General features: G+C 65.2%; 13 protein-coding genes and 2 pseudogenes. 6 read left to right on the forward strand and 9 right to left on the reverse strand.

The annotated features are described in order from the left end of the window. Positions 1–25 precede the first annotated feature (25 nt). Positions 26–802: a tetratricopeptide repeat protein gene (locus tag RX327_RS21875; protein ID WP_050384958.1), complete on the reverse strand. Its 777-nt coding sequence runs from the start codon at positions 800–802 to the stop codon at positions 26–28. A gap of 289 nt (positions 803–1091) precedes the next feature. Between RX327_RS21875 and RX327_RS21880 the strand changes: the two genes are divergently transcribed. Further along, a complete protein-coding gene (locus RX327_RS21880) occupies positions 1092–1433 on the forward strand; it encodes a hypothetical protein (RefSeq protein WP_050384900.1) in 342 nt (113 codons plus the stop codon). Positions 1434–1523: 90 nt separating this feature from the next. Here the strand turns inward: RX327_RS21880 and RX327_RS21885 are convergent, their stop codons facing one another. The 4 genes from RX327_RS21885 to RX327_RS21900 all read right to left on the reverse strand — a co-directional run bounded on the left by RX327_RS21885 (position 1524) and on the right by RX327_RS21900 (position 6604). Continuing rightward, positions 1524–2942: an MFS transporter gene (locus tag RX327_RS21885; protein WP_038377428.1), complete on the reverse strand. Its 1419-nt coding sequence runs from the start codon at positions 2940–2942 to the stop codon at positions 1524–1526. A 61-nt stretch (positions 2943–3003) separates the two neighbouring features. Further along, positions 3004–4374, reverse strand: a complete 1371-nt coding sequence (locus tag RX327_RS21890) for an LLM class flavin-dependent oxidoreductase (RefSeq protein WP_317247088.1) — start codon at positions 4372–4374, stop codon at positions 3004–3006. Between the two features lie 39 nt (positions 4375–4413). Further along, a complete protein-coding gene (locus tag RX327_RS21895; RefSeq protein WP_050384901.1) occupies positions 4414–5613 on the reverse strand; it encodes a CaiB/BaiF CoA transferase family protein in 1200 nt (399 codons plus the stop codon). After that, entirely contained in the window at positions 5603–6604 is a 1002-nt protein-coding gene (locus tag RX327_RS21900; RefSeq protein ID WP_028333943.1) for an HpcH/HpaI aldolase/citrate lyase family protein, read from the reverse strand. The genes RX327_RS21895 and RX327_RS21900 overlap by 11 nt, the downstream gene beginning before the upstream one ends. A gap of 143 nt (positions 6605–6747) precedes the next feature. On the opposite strand from RX327_RS21900, the gene RX327_RS21905 reads away from it, so the two are divergent. Next, positions 6748–7647: a LysR family transcriptional regulator gene (locus tag RX327_RS21905; RefSeq protein WP_038377426.1), complete on the forward strand. Its 900-nt coding sequence runs from the start codon at positions 6748–6750 to the stop codon at positions 7645–7647. Here the strand turns inward: RX327_RS21905 and RX327_RS21910 are convergent. Further along, entirely contained in the window at positions 7644–8198 is a 555-nt protein-coding gene (locus tag RX327_RS21910) for a flavin reductase family protein (protein WP_028333942.1), read from the reverse strand. The genes RX327_RS21905 and RX327_RS21910 overlap by 4 nt on opposite strands. Positions 8199–8401: 203 nt before the next feature. Beyond that, positions 8402–9902 (reverse strand): annotated as a pseudogene (locus tag RX327_RS21915) (NAD(P)H-hydrate dehydratase). 354 nt (positions 9903–10256) lie between these two features. Here RX327_RS21915 and RX327_RS21920 point away from each other — a divergent pair. Together RX327_RS21920 and glnA are read left to right on the forward strand one after the other, a co-directional pair. Further along, positions 10257–10595, forward strand: coding sequence for a P-II family nitrogen regulator (locus RX327_RS21920; RefSeq protein WP_007603495.1), 339 nt, complete (start codon positions 10257–10259; stop codon positions 10593–10595). 151 nt (positions 10596–10746) lie between these two features. Beyond that, positions 10747–12156 carry a type I glutamate--ammonia ligase gene (gene glnA / locus RX327_RS21925; protein WP_317247089.1) on the forward strand — a complete coding sequence of 470 codons (1410 nt, stop codon included), beginning with the start codon at positions 10747–10749 and terminating at the stop codon, positions 12154–12156. Between the two features lie 167 nt (positions 12157–12323). On the opposite strand, the gene RX327_RS21930 is transcribed toward glnA, so the two are convergent. Next, complete coding sequence (locus RX327_RS21930) at positions 12324–12587, reverse strand: tautomerase family protein (RefSeq protein WP_028333939.1); 264 nt, start codon at positions 12585–12587, stop codon at positions 12324–12326. A gap of 152 nt (positions 12588–12739) precedes the next feature. Here RX327_RS21930 and RX327_RS21935 point away from each other — a divergent pair, with 152 nt between their 5' ends. After that, positions 12740–13717: a GlxA family transcriptional regulator gene (locus RX327_RS21935; RefSeq protein ID WP_050384902.1), complete on the forward strand. Its 978-nt coding sequence runs from the start codon at positions 12740–12742 to the stop codon at positions 13715–13717. A gap of 184 nt (positions 13718–13901) precedes the next feature. Beyond that, a pseudogene (locus tag RX327_RS21940) lies at positions 13902–15131 on the forward strand (ABC transporter substrate-binding protein). Between the two features lie 191 nt (positions 15132–15322). Here RX327_RS21940 and RX327_RS21945 read toward each other — a convergent pair. Next, positions 15323–16390 carry an ABC transporter substrate-binding protein gene (locus RX327_RS21945; RefSeq protein WP_317247090.1) on the reverse strand — a complete coding sequence of 356 codons (1068 nt, stop codon included), beginning with the start codon at positions 16388–16390 and terminating at the stop codon, positions 15323–15325. Positions 16391–16411 lie beyond the last annotated feature (21 nt).

Here is a 16411-nt window from a genome sequence, read left to right on the forward strand (position 1 = left end):
GGAATGCCGTCCGCCGTGCTCAATGTCACTCCCCGCCGAGGAACCTCGCAGCGGCGCTCTGGGAGAAGAAGAAGCGGCCATGAGATCCCGAGGCCATGACGAATGCCGCGCGTCCAAACAGCTGCGGCTGACCGCGCATCACCGAGCGCAGCGCCGCCTCGGCAGCATCGCGCTCACCCTGCTCGAAAAGGCAGGTGGCGAGGTGGGCGCGGGTCGAGCGATCATCCGGGTATTGCGCGAGCACGCGGCGGAACGCATCCGCGGCTGCGGCGTAGTCGCCAACGAGGATCAGGACCCGCCCGAGCTGGTTGAGAACGTCGGGGCGTCCCGGCGCGGCATCACGTGCCGCCGTCAGGACGCTTGCGGCCCGCGCGATGTCATTGGTCTCCTGCAACAAGCGCCCGAGATCGAGCTTCAGGTCGACGCTCTCGGGGGCGAGCGCGAGACCGGCCTCGATCATGCCGATCGCCTCGTCGTGTTGACCGGCCTTGGCAAGCTGCCCGGCGAGTTCCTGGAAAGAAGGCAAGTATGGCGGGCGGCGTGCCGCCGTGCGGCGAAGCTGCGCGATGCCGTCCGTGGCCCGCCCCGCACCGCACAGCAACGCGCCAAGCAAGGTCTCGACCTCGCTATCCTCGCCGCGGCGCGCGACCCGCTCCAGCGGTGCGATCGCCTCGCCGCCCCGCTTCTGCCCCATCAGCGCATGCGCCAGCAGAAGCGCGGCATGCCTGTCGGTACGGTTCGATTTCAGGATGTTGGTGGCGATCTGCTCCGCCTGCGCAAACTGCTGCGCCCGCAACGCCATCGCGCCTTGTTGCAGCGCCTGAGCGAGGAAATTGTTCTGCGTGGCACTCACGAGCGGGATTCACGGGATGCAAGGGAACCTCGTGGGGCTTTAGCCCGCCTCCTTCCACGCGTCCACCAAAAGTCTCGTGCAAGCGGAACTTCAGCACAGACGAACCGTCCCGCCCGCTCCGCCGGCAGCGGAAGGATCGGATCTAGGCGGGACAAGGGTAATGCCGACCTTGTATGCTGCAATGATCGGCGTGCCGCCGAACGAACCTGACTCATCTGACTCAGATCGGAGAACCGGAATGGCACAGTGCATCGTTATCGTTCAATTCGACCTTCCGAAGCGAACCGAAGAACAGTCCATCAGGGGTGGCATGGGCAGCGCCCCCACCTATCGAAAGCTCGCAACAAAGGGGCTGATCCGTAAAGACTACCTCAACGGCGAGGCCGGCGCGGGCGGCGTTTACCTGTGGGAGAGCCGGGAAGCCGCCGAGGCATGGTTTACCGAGGCCAAGATCGCCGAGCTGACTGAGCGGTTCGGAGCCCGGCCGCGGCTGACCTGGTACGACACGCATGTCACTGTCGACAATCTCACGGGCGAGACGCGAGTGAATCAAACCGCGCTGATTTCCGCCGCGGAATGAAATCGACCTGAGTGATTGTTGAACGCCCGCATCTGGGTGCACTGCGGGCGTCAACGCGGCTATTTTCCGACCGGGGCCTCTGCCCGACGCCTAATCCCCGCCGCCGGCGATCCTGCCAGTGCTCGGTTGCAGCGTGCTGTGCGCCTGCGCAGGCGAAGCTTCGCCGTCCATCGCCTCCGGCCGCAACGCCTCCAGCGGACGCTTGCGGGTCTCGATGCCGAGCACCGCAACCGCGATCGCCTGCACCACCAGGAGCCCGGCCACCACAGAGACGACGCCGGTGACGCCGAACCTTGTGAACAGCTCGACCACGATGAACGGCGTCACGATCGACATCAGGCGACCGGCCGTGTTGCAGATGCCGGATCCGCGCATCCTGAGCTCGGTCGGGAACAGTTCGGGGATGTAGAGTCCCCAGGCCAGCGCCAGCATCACCGCCACCGTGAACACGAGCAGGAAGCCGATCAGGACGAAGGCGACCGGGTTGATGAACATCGGATAGATCAGCCCGAGCCCGGCCGCGGCGAGCGACAGCACGATCAGCGACGGCTTGCGGTCGATCTTCTCACCGATCCACATGCCCGACAGCGTGCCGAGCGGGCTGCCGAGCGTCATCAGCATGGTGTAGCCGAGCGATGACGACAGGTTGATGCCCTGCTTGACGAAGAAGGTCGGGATCCAGGCGATGAAGCCGTAGACTGCGGTGTTGAGCCCGATCAGGATCAGGCAGCCGACGATGGTCCGCGCGATCAACGCGCGCGAGAACAGGCGCGTGAAGCGAACGTCCGGCTGCACCGGGGCCGGCTGATAGGCCGGGGTCGGCAGGGTCCTGCCCTTGCCGACCTCCTGCTCGATCGCCGCCAGCACCGCCTCCGCCTCGGCGCTCTTGCCCTGCGTCTCGAGCCAGCGTGGCGATTCCGGCAGCGAGCGCCGCAGGAACCAGACGATCATCGCGCCGATGCCGCACAGCGCGAACATCCAGCGCCAGCCGAGATGCGGAATGACGACCCAGCCGACCAGCGTCGCGACGAACAGCGCACCATTGGTGCAGGTCGCGAGCGCCGCGCCCCAGCGGCCGCGCTGCTGCGGCGGGATGAATTCGCTGAGCACGACATAGCCGACGACGATCTCGGCGCCGAGCCCGAGGCCCATCACGAAGCGGGCCCCGATCAGCCAGTTCATCGACGGCGCGAGCGTTGCCGCCAGCGCGCTGAGGCCGAAGATCAGGAGGTTGGCCTGGTAGGCGAACTTGCGGCCGAAGCGGTCGCCGGCGATGCCCGCCAGCCAGGCACCGATCAGCATCCCGACAAAGGTCGCCGAGATGAAGCGTGCATTCTGGGCGAGGTCCGAATAGCCGGACTGAACCAGCGCGCCGAGAATGCTGCCGGCGAGGAAGATCTCGAAGCCGTCGACGAACAGTCCGGCTCCGATCAGCGCGAATATCCGGTAGTGAAATCCGGCGATCGGCAATCTGTCGAGCCGGCCCCCCGCGTTAACGCCCTTGGTCACTTCAGCCTCCCTGATTTTGATTTTGTTTTGATCGTTGTCTGCGCCGGCGTTCTGTCCGGCGTCATCCGGTCGAGACGCGCGCCTCCTCGTCTGCGCTTGCATGCACGGCTTGCGGCCGCGGCAGGCCGAGATTCTCGCGCAATGTGTCGCCCTGATAGTCGCGCTGGAACAGGCCGCGGCGTTGCAGCTCGGGCACCACGAGGCGCACGAAGTCCTGGTAGGTGCCGGGCACATGGGTGGCCGCCACGACAAAGCCGTCGCAGCCGCCTTCGCAGAACCAGCGCTCCATCTGATCGGCGACCGCCTTGGGCGAGCCGACGAAGGTTGGTAGTTCAGCGAGCGTCCCGCGCCCGCTGAACTGCACGAAGTCCCGCGGCGTCGGATTGGGCTTGCCGCTGAGATTCATCACGCGGTCGCGGATCGCCTGCAATCCGCTGATCGAAGCCAGCTCGTCCGACGTGAACGGCTCGTCCATCGGCTTGGCCGCGAAATCGTAGTTCAGCACCTCCGACAACAGCGTCAGCGCATCGATCGGCTTGGCGAGCCGGTTGATCGCGGCGAACTTGTCCTCGGCCTCGGCCTGGGTCTCGGCGACGATCGGATAGACCGCCGGCGCGATGCTGATGTCCCTGCCCGTCTTGGCGAGCGTCCCCTTCAAGTCGGCATACTGCTTCTTCGCGATGTCGAGATTGGGATAGATCACGAAGATCAGTTCGCCCCAGCGCGCCGCGAAGGTCTTGCCGCGGCCGCTCTGGCCGGCCTGAATGATCACCGGATGGCCCTGCGGCGAGCGCGGCACCGTGAACGGCCCGCGCGAGCGGAAGAACTGCCCGTGATGGTCGAGCCGGTGCACCTTGGCCGGATCGGCGAACAGCCCGCTCTCGCGATCGAAGCTGACCGCGCCGTCCTCCCAGCTATTCCAGTGGCCGAGCACAACCTCCATGAACTCGTCGGCGCGGTCATAGCGCAGATCGTGGCTGAGATGCTGCGAGGCACCGAAATTCGCAGCCTCGGAGTCGTTCAGCGAGGTCACCACGTTCCAGGCGGCGCGGCCGTTCAGCAGCAGATCCATCGTCGCGAACACGCGCGCGACGTGGAACGGCTCGTAATAGGTGGTCGAATAGGTCACGCCGATGCCGAGCCGCTCGGTCGCCAATCCCATCGTGAGCGCGACCGAGACCGGATCGAGCTTCGCCGCGCGCACGCCGTGGCGGATGGTCTCGCGAAAATCGTCACCGAAGCGATCGGGGATCGCGAGCCGGTCGTCGAAGAAGGCGAGATGGAACTTGCCGTGCTCCAGCGTGCGCCCGATTTCCTGATAGTAGTCGCGCGAGAACCAGTTTGGCTTCGAGTCCGGATGACGCCAGGAGGCGGGATAGTTCGAGCAATTCTGGGCCTGCAGGAAGCCGATCAATTTCATCTGCCTGGTCATGGCGTGGTTCCTTCGTGGCCGCCGGAGAATTGGTTCACGTCAGATCACCCCGTCGTTGCGCAGCGCGGCGAGCGCCGCCGCGGTTGCGCCGGCAAGCGAGGTCAGGACTTCGTCGGTGTGCGCGCCGAGCGCGACGCCGGCATGCCTGAACCGCGGCGGCGTGCGCGACATTTTTGGGATCGCACTCGGCACCGCGATCAGGCCGGCGCGCGACGGCACCTCGGCGATGTTGCCGCGCGCGCGGTACTGCGGGTCGGCGAAGATGTCACTGATGCTGTAGATCGGCCCGCAGGGCACGTCGTAGCGCTCGCACTCGGCAAGCGCCGTCTCCAGCGGCATGGAGCCGATCCAGTCGGCGACCATCCCGTTGACCTCCTTGCGCCGCGCCAGGCGGCCGGCCATGGCCGCATAGCGCGGGTCGGTCGCGAGTTCAGGGCGCTGCATCGCCTGCGCCAAGCGCTCGAACATCTTGTCGCTAGAACAGGCCAGCGCCACCCATTTGCCGTCGGCGGTCTGGTAATGGCTGTGCGGCACGACATTGACGGTGTCGGCGCCGAGGCGTTCGCGGACGAAGCCGGTCTTGGCGAACACGGTCGCCATCTCGTCGAGCAGCCGGAACACCGATTCATATAGCCCGATGTCAACCACCTGCCCGTGTCCGGTGGCATCGGCATGGCGTAGCGCCAGCAGCACGCCGAGCGCGCCCCACAGCCCGGAAATATAATCGGCGAGCGAGGTCGAGCCCGGCATCACCGGCGCCCGCCCCGCCTCGCCGGCAAGATAAGCGAGCCCGCTGAAGCCGTGCGCGATCCGGGCAAAGCCCGGCTTGTCGCGCAGCGGGCCGTCCTGCCCATAGGCGCTGATGCGCAGCATCACGAGTTTTGGGTTGACTTCGCGCAGCGCCTCGAAGCCGAGGCCCCATTTCTCCAGAGTGCCCGGCCGGAAGTTCTCCAGCACCACGTCGGATTGGCGGACCAGCTCGCGAAACAGCGCAGCGCCACGCTCGCTGCGCAGATCGAGCGTCACCGACTTCTTGTTGCGGGCTTCGCTGAGCCAGACATAGGTGTCGCCGCAGTCGCTCGGGGTGCCGAACCGGCGCAAGGGATCGCCCGTGCCCGGCTGCTCGATCTTGATCACCTCGGCGCCGAAATCCGACAGCACCGTGCCGCAGAACGGCGCCGCCACGAAGGTCGCGATGTCGAGCACGCGAATTCCGGCCAGCGGTGGCTCATGCGACATCGCGCGCTCCTGCCCTGCCCGCCGACAGAATTGCGTCATGGCGGTCGATGATCGCCTGCGCGCGCTTGAGCACCGCAAGATCGATCAGCACGCCGTCCTGTCCGAAGGCGCCGTCGCCGCCAGCGCTGGCGGATTGAATTTTCGCCGTGATCTCGCGCGCCCACCCGATCTCGCGTGCGGTCGGCGAGAACACCTCGTTGGCAGCCTCGAGTTGCGACGGATGGATCGCCCATTTGCCCTCGAAGCCGAGCGCGGCCGCCCGCGCCGCACTGGCGCGAAACCCTGCGGCATCGCCGAAATTGGCATAGGGGCCGTCGATCGCACGCAGGCCGCGGGCGCGGCAGGCATTGGCGATCCGGGCGAGAGCGAAGTGCCACTGGTCGTTCCAGTGCATGCGGCGCGCGCCGTCCTCGCCGGCATCGGTGAGCACGGCATAGCGCGGATCGGAGGCGCCGATGATCTCGCCGCAGGTGCGCAGATCGATCGAGTAATCGCCGATGCCGAAGATGACCGCTTCCAGTCGCTCCGACGCCTGCACGATGTCCTCGACATTGGCGAGCCCAAGCGTGGTCTCGATCAGGATCTCGATGCCCAGCGGCCTTGTGCGCGGGAACTCACGCTCGAGCCCCGTCAGCAGCGCATCGACGAACTGGACGTCGAAGGCGGTGCCGACCTTCGGGACCATGACGAGGTCGAGGCGCGGCGCGCGGCTGACGATCTCGATGATGTCGCGATGCGCCCATTCGGTGTCGAGCCCGTTGATCCGCACCGCCAGCGTCTTGTTGCCCCAGTCGATCCGGTTCAACGCCTCGATCGCGATCTCGCGCGCCTCGGGTTTTCGCGGCGGCGCAACCGCGTCCTCCAGATCGAGGAAGATGAAATCGGCGGCGCTACTTGCTGCGCGTTCGAAGAAATGGGTCGAGGTCGCGGGAACCGCGAGTTCGGAACGCTGGACGCGGCGCGTGCGCGGCTTGGTGACGGTGAAGGACATCGGAGCATCTTTTCTGCATCGCGCCGCAGGATCGTCTCCCACGGCCAACACAGTCATGCTAGATGTCCGACACTGATCTTTCTAACGAGATTATCTTAAGAACTGTTCGGTTTTTCGGGACAATTCCCCTGCAGGGCAAAACGATGTCGCAGATCAATTTCAAGCTGCTGCACATGTTCATCGCGGTCGCCGAGAACAAGAGCTTTCGCCAGGCCTCCGAGCAGCTCAACCGCTCGCAATCCGCGGTCAGCATGCAGATCAAGCTGCTGGAGGACCAGGTCGGCGCCGCCCTGTTTCATCGCACCACGCGGCGCGTCGAGCTGACCGCTGAGGGCCTGCAATTGCTGACGCATGCGCGGCGCGCGCTCGGCGAATGGGAGAACGGCCTGCGCGAGATCCGCGAGGTCATCGACATCCAGCGCGGCACGCTGTCGCTGGCCTGCGTTCCGACCATTGCCGCGACCATCCTGCCGCAGGCGCTGCATGCCTTCCAGGCGAGCTATCCCGGCATCAACATCAATCTGCGCGAGCTTGCCGCCGAGGACATGCTGGACTGCCTGCGCCGGCGCGAGGCGGATTTCGGCATCGGGCCGGAGATGGACGGCTCGACCGAGTTTCAGTTTGCGCCGCTGTTCAACGACCCGATCTATGCGCTGGCTACAAGAGCGTTTCCGTTCCGCAAGCGCAGCGCGGTCGACCTTACCGAACTGTCCGCCTATCCGATCCTGCTCAACTCAAAATCGGCGGCGCTGCGCTCGATGCTGGAGCGCGCGCTCGCCACACGCAATCTGCAGATGAAGATCAAGTTCGAGGTCGAGCACAGCTACACGCTGGCCGCGCTGGCCGGCGCCGGCCTCGGCGTCGGCATCCTGCCGAAGGTCGCGTTGCCGCGGCCGATCAAGAAGACGATGCAGGCGCTGCCGATCGTCAATCCGACGCTGGAGCGCACGGTCTGCATCGTCTCGCTGCGCGGACAATCGTTCTCGCCGGCCGCCGGCGCGCTGACATCAGTGATTCACAAATTCCTCAAGCCGCGCCCTTAGGTCCGCCGGGCCAATCCGCAGAACGCGCCACCAAAATAGATCAGCGGCGTCTCCCCTTCACGCAGATGCATCGCGCGGACCGCGCCGACGAAGATCGAATGCGTGTCGTGCGCATGCTCGTCGATCAGCTCGCAGTCGAGGCCGATCAGCGCATCCCGCAGGATCGGCGCGCCGGTGGCAAGCGACAGCCAGCCGTCGGCGTCGGAAAAGCGATCGTCCCGCTCGATGCCGCGGCGGCCGGCGAACACATTGGCCAGCTCCGCCTGGTCGGCGTGCAGCATGTTGACGCCAAAGGCTGCAGTGCGCCGGATCAGGCCATGCGCGCTCGCCGAGCGGTTGACGCAGGCGATCAGCCGCGGCGGCGTGTCCGACAGCGAACAGACCGACGTCGCCGTCATCCCCGTTCTGTCGCCCGGCCCGCCCGCCGACAGGATCGTCACCGCGCCGGCGTGGTGGCGCATCGCCGCGCGATAGGACGCGGGGTCGACGCTCCCGTGAGCCGGAGCGGCGGTCCGTGCGGCGGTCGAAAGCAAGCTGGTCGGTGCGTTCATCTGACTGTTCCGGGCGAGAGGCGACGGTTTTGAATCGTATAGGCCAGCCCGACCGATCGCAGAAACGCAAATATCTAACCAGTTGTTCAGATCATCCGATCAATGCCGTCGGGCGTGTGCAGGCCCGCGTGTCACGGTAGCGCCAGATCGAATGCCGCGCGATGCACGCGGGCGGCGCATCCATGTCGGCGCGTGTGAACCGCCTAATACTCGATCCCGAACTCGTCATAGAGGCGGCGGAACACGGCGGGCAGCACTTCGGTGAGGTCCTCGGCGATCAGGCCCGGCCCCGCCTCGCTTGCCGCCTCGCCGTGCATCCAGACGCCGATGCTGGCGGCCTCGAAAGCCGGCACGCCTTGCGCCAGGAGCCCTGCGATGATGCCGGAGAGCACGTCACCGGCACCGGCCGTGGCGAGCCAGGGCGGCGCGTTGGCGGCGATGGTGGCGCGGCCGTCAGGGGCGGCGATGGTGGTGTCCGGGCCTTTCAGGAGCACGACGGCGCCGGAGCGCTCGGCGGCAGCGCGGACGCGCTCGAGCTTGGAGCGGCCGGGATGCTTGTTGCTGAGATCGGAGAACAGGCGCGGAAACTCGCCCTCATGCGGGGTCAGCACCACCTGCTGACCGTCGCTTGCCTTGATCGCCTCAAACAGCCGGTCCGGCGCGCCGGCAAAGCTGGTCAGCGCGTCGGCGTCAAGCACCAGATGCCGCTGCGCCGACAGCGCGGTGTGGACGAAGTCGCGGGTGCGCGCGCTGACCCCGGCGCCCGGACCGATCACGCAGGCATTGAGGCGCTTGTCGCCAAGCAGCTCGGCGAACTGGATCGGGTTGTCGACCGCGCGAACCATCACCGCGGTCAGCGCCGCGGCATTGACGGCAAGCGCATCACGCGGCGAGGCCAGCGTCACGAGGCCGGCGCCGGCGCGCAGTGCCGCGCGCGCGGCAAGCCGCGCCGCTCCGGTCGAGGCGAGATCGCCCGACACCACGACGGCATGCCCCCGCGCGTATTTGTGGCCGTCGATCCGCGGCACCGGGAACGACCAGCGCCAGGCCTCGGGCGCATTCTCCGCGGTCAGCGGCTTGATCTCGTCCAGCACCTGCGCATCGATGCCGATGTCGGCGACGCGCACGCGGCCGCAATGCATCCGCCCGGGCAGAAGCAGATGCGCCGGCTTCTTACGGAAGAAGGTGACGGTCTCGGTGGCGTTCACCGCCGCCCCCATGACGGCCGCGCTGGTGCCGTTGATGCCGCTCGGCAGGTCGACCGCGAGCACCGGGGCACCGTTGGCGTTGATCGCCTCGATCATCTCCAGGGGATCGCCCTTCACCGGCCGGTTGAGGCCGGCGCCGAACAGCGCGTCGATGATCAGCGCCGGCTTGCCGAGCGCCTGCGGATTGAACGGCAGCACCGGATATTTCCAGCCCTTCGCCGCCAGCGCCGCGTCGCCCTGCAGGCTGATCGCGCTCGCACATCGGGATCACCGAGACCTCCCGCCCCTGCGCGGCGAGCTCGGCGGCTGCGACAAAGCCGTCGCCGCCATTGTTGCCCGGGCCGGCCACGATCAGGATCGGCCCCTCCTCCACCAGGTCCATCGCGGCTTCCGCGACGGCCTGGCCGGCGCTCATCATCAGCGCGAAGCCCGGCGTTCCGGCTGCGATGGTCAGCCGGTCGGCGCGTTCCATCTCGGTCGTCGTCAGAACGTCCATGCCGAATCCTCAATCGCTTCGCCTTTTCGAGAGGCAATTCCTGTGACGTTCGCGGGGTTTCTACTGGCCGACTGCATACGGATTGATCTATTTGCCTATTTGTTAGGCTTGGATATCATAGCCCATGTGGTTCGATATCAGCCGATTGCCTGTTAAAAGGCTGATAACATTCCGAAATCGGGGACCTTAACAACTTGGCATAGACCCTGCTTTCGAGGAAGCCGCGCGCGAGGCCGCTTCATGCGACCATTGCGCGTGTTTCCGGCCACCGGCCGGAAGGCTTAAGACCAACCAGACTGCGCCCCACGCGCATCGAACTCGACCCTGCAATCTGCAATGGCCGGGAGTCGCGCAGTGAAGAAAATCGAAGCCATCATCAAGCCATTCAAGCTCGACGAGGTGAAGGAAGCGCTTCAGGAAGTCGGCCTTCAGGGCATCACCGTCACCGAAGCCAAGGGCTTCGGCCGGCAGAAGGGTCACGCCGAACTTTACCGCGGCGCAGAATACATCGTCGACTTCCTGCCGAAGGTAAAAATCGAGATCGTGATCGGCGACGATCTGGTCGAGCGCGCCATCGACGCGATCCGCCGCGCCGCGCAGACCGGCCGCATCGGAGACGGCAAGATCTTCGTCTCCAACATCGAAGAGGCGATCCGCATCAGGACCGGCGAATCCGGGCTGGACGCTATCTAAGGGCGGTGCTATCCGGATTTTCTGACGGCAAAAGAGAAAAAAGGCTGCTTCGGCAGCCTGATTTCGTTTGTGTAGTCACACGAACTCGCCAAAAGCGGGAATAACGTCGCTCTCCGCTGGAAACCGATCCGCAGAGCCAAAAGGGGTATGCATGAAGACCGCCAAAGACGTCCTGAAATCGATCAAGGACAACGACGTCAAGTACGTCGACCTGCGCTTCACCGATCCGCGCGGCAAGTGGCAGCACGTCACGTTCGACGTCAGCATGATCGATGAAGACATCTTCGCCGAAGGGACGATGTTCGACGGGTCCTCGATCGCCGGCTGGAAGGCGATCAACGAGTCCGACATGTGCCTGATGCCCGATCCGGTGACCGCGACGATCGATCCGTTCTTCGCCGAGACCACCATGGTCATCACCTGCGACGTGCTCGAGCCGACCACTGGCGAGCCCTACAACCGCGACCCCCGCGGCATCGCCAAGAAGGCCGAGGCGATGGTGAAGTCGATGGGCGTGGGCGACACCGTGTTCGTCGGCCCCGAGGCCGAGTTCTTCGTGTTCGACGACGTGCGCTTCTCGTCCACCCCCTACAACACCGGCTTCCGCCTCGACTCCTCGGAGCTGCCGACCAACTCCGACACCGAATATGAAGGCGGCAATCTCGGCCACCGCGTCCGCACCAAGGGCGGCTATTTCCCGGTTCCGCCGCAGGATTCCGTGCAGGACATGCGCTCGGAGATGCTCGGAGCCATGGCCAAGATGGGCGTCAAGGTCGAGAAGCATCACCACGAGGTCGCTTCCGCCCAGCACGAGCTCGGCATGAAGTTCGACACGCTGACGCTGATGGCCGACCACCTCCAGATCTACAAGTACTGCATCCACCAGGTCGCCCACATCTACGGCAAGACCGCCACCTTCATGCCGAAGCCGGTCTACGGCGACAACGGCTCGGGCATGCATGTGCACCAGTCGATCTGGAAGGACGGCAAGCCGGTGTTCGCCGGCAACAAATATGCCGACCTGTCGGAGACCTGCCTCCACTACATCGGCGGCATCATCAAGCACGCCAAGGCGATCAACGCCTTCACCAACCCCTCGACCAACTCCTACAAGCGTCTGGTCCCGGGCTATGAGGCCCCCGTGCTGCTCGCCTATTCCGCGCGCAACCGCTCGGCCTCCTGCCGCATCCCCTACACCGCTTCGCCGAAGGCCAAGCGCGTCGAGGTGCGCTTCCCCGATCCGCTCGCCAATCCCTATCTCGGCTTCGCCGCGATGCTGATGGCCGGCCTCGACGGCATCAAGAACAAGGTCGACCCGGGTCCGGCGATGGACAAGGACCTCTACGACCTACCGAAGGAAGAGCTGAAGCAGATCCCGACGGTATGCGGCAGCTTGCGCGAGGCGCTCGAAAACCTCGACAAGGACCGCGCCTTCCTCAAGGCCGGCGGCGTGTTCGACGACGACTTCATCGACGCCTATATCGAGCTGAAGATGACCGAGGTCGAGCGCTTCGAGATGACGCCTCACCCGATCGAGTTCGACATGTACTATTCGCTGTAAGCTTTACGGCTACCTACGAAATGCGAAAGGCGCTTCCACTGGAAGCGCCTTTTGTTTTTGGGTGAGAACGGTGCGTAGGAAGGGTAGAGCGAAGCGAAACCCATCGCACCGGTGCAAGCCTTGAGATGACGGGTTTCGCTTCGCTCTACCCATCCTACGAAGGAAGGTTACGCCTTCGCCTTGGCGAGCCGACGTCCGCCGGCGTCGAGCGCGCCGAAGGTGCCCGCGATCATGTCGGGCGTCGGGATCATGCCACCGAGCGACCAGCTCGCCGGCTCGCCCTCCTCGATCTTGACCCAGACGTTGCGGCGGAAGTCCGGGTTACCCTGCCCCTCGATCTCGACCATGAGGTCGGTGACGCGCTCCAGCAGCGCCTGCTTCTGCGCGACATCGAAGATGCCGCGGACGGTGGAAATGGTGACGTAAGGCATGGTCTCTCTCCATTGCTGAGGGTGTGACAACGCAGCGAAGATGGACCGGCGCGGCACAATCAGGCAGTGGCCGATCGGACAGAGATCGGGCAATATCTGCCACCGCCCGATCGCGCTGATCGGCTAGCATGACGGCGAAATCCGGAGGTCCCATGAAGCTTGCGATCCTCGCGCTGGAAGGCTGCATGCAATCGGCGGTCGCCGGCATCGCCGACATCCTCACCCTCGCCAACCACGTGATGCAGCTGCGCGGCGGCAAGGCGCGCTTCAGCTGGCAAACGCTCTCGCTCGACGGCAAGGCGGTGCGCGCCGGCGGCGGCAAGTTGCTCGCCGTCGATGGCGCGGTGGGCAGGCGGACGGCGTGCGACGCGATCATCGTACCGGGCAGCCTGGTCGATCATCTCACCGCCGAGCGCCTGCAACCGCAATATGACCGTGCCGGCGCCTGGCTGCGCCGGCAGCATGCCAGCGGCCGGTTGATCGGCGCGTTCTGCAGCGGCGTGCTGCTGCTCGCCAATGCCGGCCTCCTCGACGGCCGCCGCGCCACCATCACCTGGTGGCTGCAGAGCGAGCTCCGGCGCCGCCATCCCAAGGTCGATCTCGCCGGCGATGCCGTGATCACGCAGTCCGATCGCCTGGTCTGCGCCGCCGGCCCGATGTCGTGGGTCGATCTGTTGCTGCGGCTGATCGAGCTCGTCGAAGGCGCGGAGGTCGCAAAAGTCTGCGCCGACTATGCGGTGATCGACACCGCACAGCGCACCCAGGCGATCTTCATGCCGCTCGGCTACATGCTCGGCCAGGATCCGCTGCTGATGAAAGCGGACATGCTGGTGCGCCGCACCGGCAAGACCCCGATCACGGTGCGCGGCCTCGCACACGCGCTCGGCCTCAGCGAACGCACGCTGAACCGCCGCTTCCGCGAACTGACCCATGAGCCGCCGCAGGCCTTCATCATGCGCCGCCGCGTCGAGCACGCCCGCACGCTGCTGGAGACCACGGCGCAGCCGATCAAGGCGATCGCCCGCGCCACCGGCTATGTGGACGAAAGCAGCTTTCGAAAAGCCTTCCGCAAGCTCACGCTGACATCGCCGCAGGCCTATCGCGCGCAGCGGTCGATGCGCGCGGCCTGATCGCAGGAAGCCCGGAAGACTACGGTCAGCAACGCTGACGAACCTGATGACGTGCTGCGAACAGCATACAAGGTTGTGTTTCCGGGATCGACAACGCCTGGGCCCGGGTGTTCACTGCCGGCAAGGACCCGAAAGCGGCTTCCGATAAAACACACATTCATTTTTCTGCATGGGGAGAAACGAGATGTCTTTCGTCGCTCGACGAATGGCGGCGCTTTCGACCGCCATCACCATTCTCGCCGTCTGTGCTGGCAGCGCATTCGCCCAGAAGAAATACGACACCGGCGCATCCGACACCGAAATCAAGATCGGCAACATCATGCCCTACAGCGGACCCGCCTCCGCCTACGGCGTGATCGGCAAGACCGAGGAGGCCTATTTCCGCAAGATCAATGCGGAAGGCGGCATCAACGGCCGCAAGATCAATTTCGTCACCTATGACGACACCTACAGTCCGCCGAAGACGGTCGAGCAGGCGCGCAAGCTGGTCGAAGGCGACGAGGTCTTGCTGATCTTCGCCTCTCTCGGCACGGCATCCAACGGCGCGATTTAGAAATACATGAACGTGAAAAAGGTGCCGCAGCTGTTCATTCAGACCGGTGCCACCAAGTGGAACGATCCGCAGAACTTCCCGTGGACCATCGGCTGGCAGCCCAGTTATCAGAGCGAGGGACGGATCTACGCCAAGCACATCCTGAAGGAAAAGCCGGGCGGCAGGATCGCGGTCCTCTACCAGAACGACGATTATGGAAAGGACTATCTCAAGGGCCTGAAGGACGGCCTCGGCGACAAGGCGGCGTCGATGATCGTCATCGAGGATGCCTATGAGGTGGCCGAGCCGACCATCGACACGCACATCGTCAAGATGAAATCGATGAATGCCGACGTATTCGTCGACATCGCCACACCGAAATTCGCGGCGCAGGCCATCAAGAAGGCGGCCGAGATCGGTTGGAAACCGCTGCACATCCTCAACTCGGTCGGTTCCTCGCTCGGTGCCGTGATCCAGCCTGCCGGCTTCGAGAACGCGCAAGGCATTATCTCGGTGGCCTACCTGATGGATCCGCTCGATCCGCAATGGAAGGACGACCCTGGCATGAAGGCGTTCGATGAGTATCTCTCCAAATATTTCCCCGAGGGCAATCGGGCCGACAGCCTGATCGTGACAGGGTACAATGCCGCTCAGATGCTGGTGCAGGTGCTGAAGCAGTGCGGCGACGATCTCACCCGCGACAACGTCATGAAGCAGGCCGCGAACCTGAAGGCCTTCCGGACCACCAACCTGCTTCCCGGCATCACGATGAACACCAGCCCGATCGATTTCGCGCCGATCAAGCAGATGCAGCTCAGACGACTCAAGGGCGAGCGATGGGAGCTCTTCGGGCCCATGCTCAGCGCGGAAGTGGGAGGTTAGCCGACCGCGGCCCCTCATTGCCCCGCCCGGACGGTCCGAGCGCTATCCGCGTCATTGCGGGGAGCGCAGCGACGAAGCAATGACGCCAATTAGATCTGCAGGATGGGTAGAGCGCAGCGAAACCCATCCTCTCGCCCCTCGCACAGGCGATGGGTTTCGCTGCGCCCTACCCCCATCCTACGGAGCTTGAACTACACCCGGAACAGCTTCGCGTACTTCGCCTTGATCTCCTCGGACTGCACCTGCACCTGGGCCGGATCGGCCTTGAGCATCTTCAGTTTGTCGAGCGGCACGTGGCCGGCCTTCTCCTTCACCTTGGCGTGGAAGGAGCGGTGCGCGAATTCGTCGGCCAGCATCTGCTGGGTCTCGGCGCTGAAGAAATAGCTCTGGAACAGCCGCGCGGCATTCGGGTTCGGCGCGTTCTTGAAGATGCCGCTGGGGACGATGATCAGCGGCGCGCCCTCGGCCGGATAGACCACCTCGACCGGCTTGCCCTGATCCTTGGCCAGCACGAGGTTGTAGTCGTTGCCGTCGGCCATCACGGCGCGCTCGCCGAGCAGGATCTTCTTCGGCGGATCGGCCGCCGACTGCACCTGCATCACCCGCTGCTGCGACAGCTTCTCCAGATACGGCCAGCCGAGGTCGCGTGCCAGCACGAAGGTCGCGGTCATGATCGCGCCGGAATAGCTCGGGTGGCCCTTGACGATCTTGCCGCGCCACTTGGGATCGAGCAGGTCGGCGTAGCTCTTCGGCGCCTCCTCGCGCTTCACCTGCTCGGTGTTGTAGCCGATCACCTCGAACCAGGCGCAGGACGTCGCCGAGGTGCCGTCGGGATCGATCTGGTCGGCCGGGAAATGTCTGGCGACGTCCTCCGGCACATAGGCCGCGAGCCAGTCGTTCTTCTTCCAGTCGAGGTAATGCGCCGGATCGGTGGAATTGGCGACGTCGACGGCGTTGATGCCGCTGCCCTGCTCCTGGGCGATCCGCTGGAAAATGCGTTCCGCGCCGGAGCGCTCGACGCGGACGCTGATCCCGGGATATTTCTGCTCGAAGTCACGCGCGAGACGCTCGGCCGTGTTCAGTTCCAGCGCGCTGTAGAACGAGATCTTGCCTTCCTTCTTGGCGGCTGCGATCAGCTCCGGCGTCACGGCTTCCGCCGGCGGCGCCGCCGCGCGCAGCGGCTCCGCGAATACCATGCCGGCGGCGGTGGCCGCCGTCACCTTGAGCCAGTCGCGCCTCGACCATTTGCGGTCCTGCATTCCATACTCCCTGAGATCGGG

It is taken from the genome of Bradyrhizobium sp. BEA-2-5, assembly GCF_032918025.1.
GTDB classification, from domain to species: Bacteria; Pseudomonadota; Alphaproteobacteria; order Rhizobiales; family Xanthobacteraceae; genus Bradyrhizobium; species Bradyrhizobium pachyrhizi.

Coding starts and splice junctions, on each gene's coding strand:
- RX327_RS21875 (WP_050384958.1), bottom strand. CDS start 802: ATGGCGTTGCGGGCGCAGCAGTTTGCGCAGGCGGAGCAGATCGCCACC.
- RX327_RS21880 (WP_050384900.1), top strand. CDS start 1,092: ATGGCACAGTGCATCGTTATCGTTCAATTCGACCTTCCGAAGCGAACC.
- RX327_RS21890 (WP_317247088.1), bottom strand. CDS start 4,374: ATGACCAGGCAGATGAAATTGATCGGCTTCCTGCAGGCCCAGAATTGC.
- RX327_RS21895 (WP_050384901.1), bottom strand. CDS start 5,613: ATGTCGCATGAGCCACCGCTGGCCGGAATTCGCGTGCTCGACATCGCG.
- RX327_RS21900 (WP_028333943.1), bottom strand. CDS start 6,604: ATGTCCTTCACCGTCACCAAGCCGCGCACGCGCCGCGTCCAGCGTTCC.
- RX327_RS21905 (WP_038377426.1), top strand. CDS start 6,748: ATGTCGCAGATCAATTTCAAGCTGCTGCACATGTTCATCGCGGTCGCC.
- RX327_RS21910 (WP_028333942.1), bottom strand. CDS start 8,198: ATGAACGCACCGACCAGCTTGCTTTCGACCGCCGCACGGACCGCCGCT.
- glnA (WP_317247089.1), top strand. CDS start 10,747: ATGAAGACCGCCAAAGACGTCCTGAAATCGATCAAGGACAACGACGTC.
- RX327_RS21930 (WP_028333939.1), bottom strand. CDS start 12,587: ATGCCTTACGTCACCATTTCCACCGTCCGCGGCATCTTCGATGTCGCG.
- RX327_RS21935 (WP_050384902.1), top strand. CDS start 12,740: ATGAAGCTTGCGATCCTCGCGCTGGAAGGCTGCATGCAATCGGCGGTC.
- RX327_RS21945 (WP_317247090.1), bottom strand. CDS start 16,390: ATGCAGGACCGCAAATGGTCGAGGCGCGACTGGCTCAAGGTGACGGCG.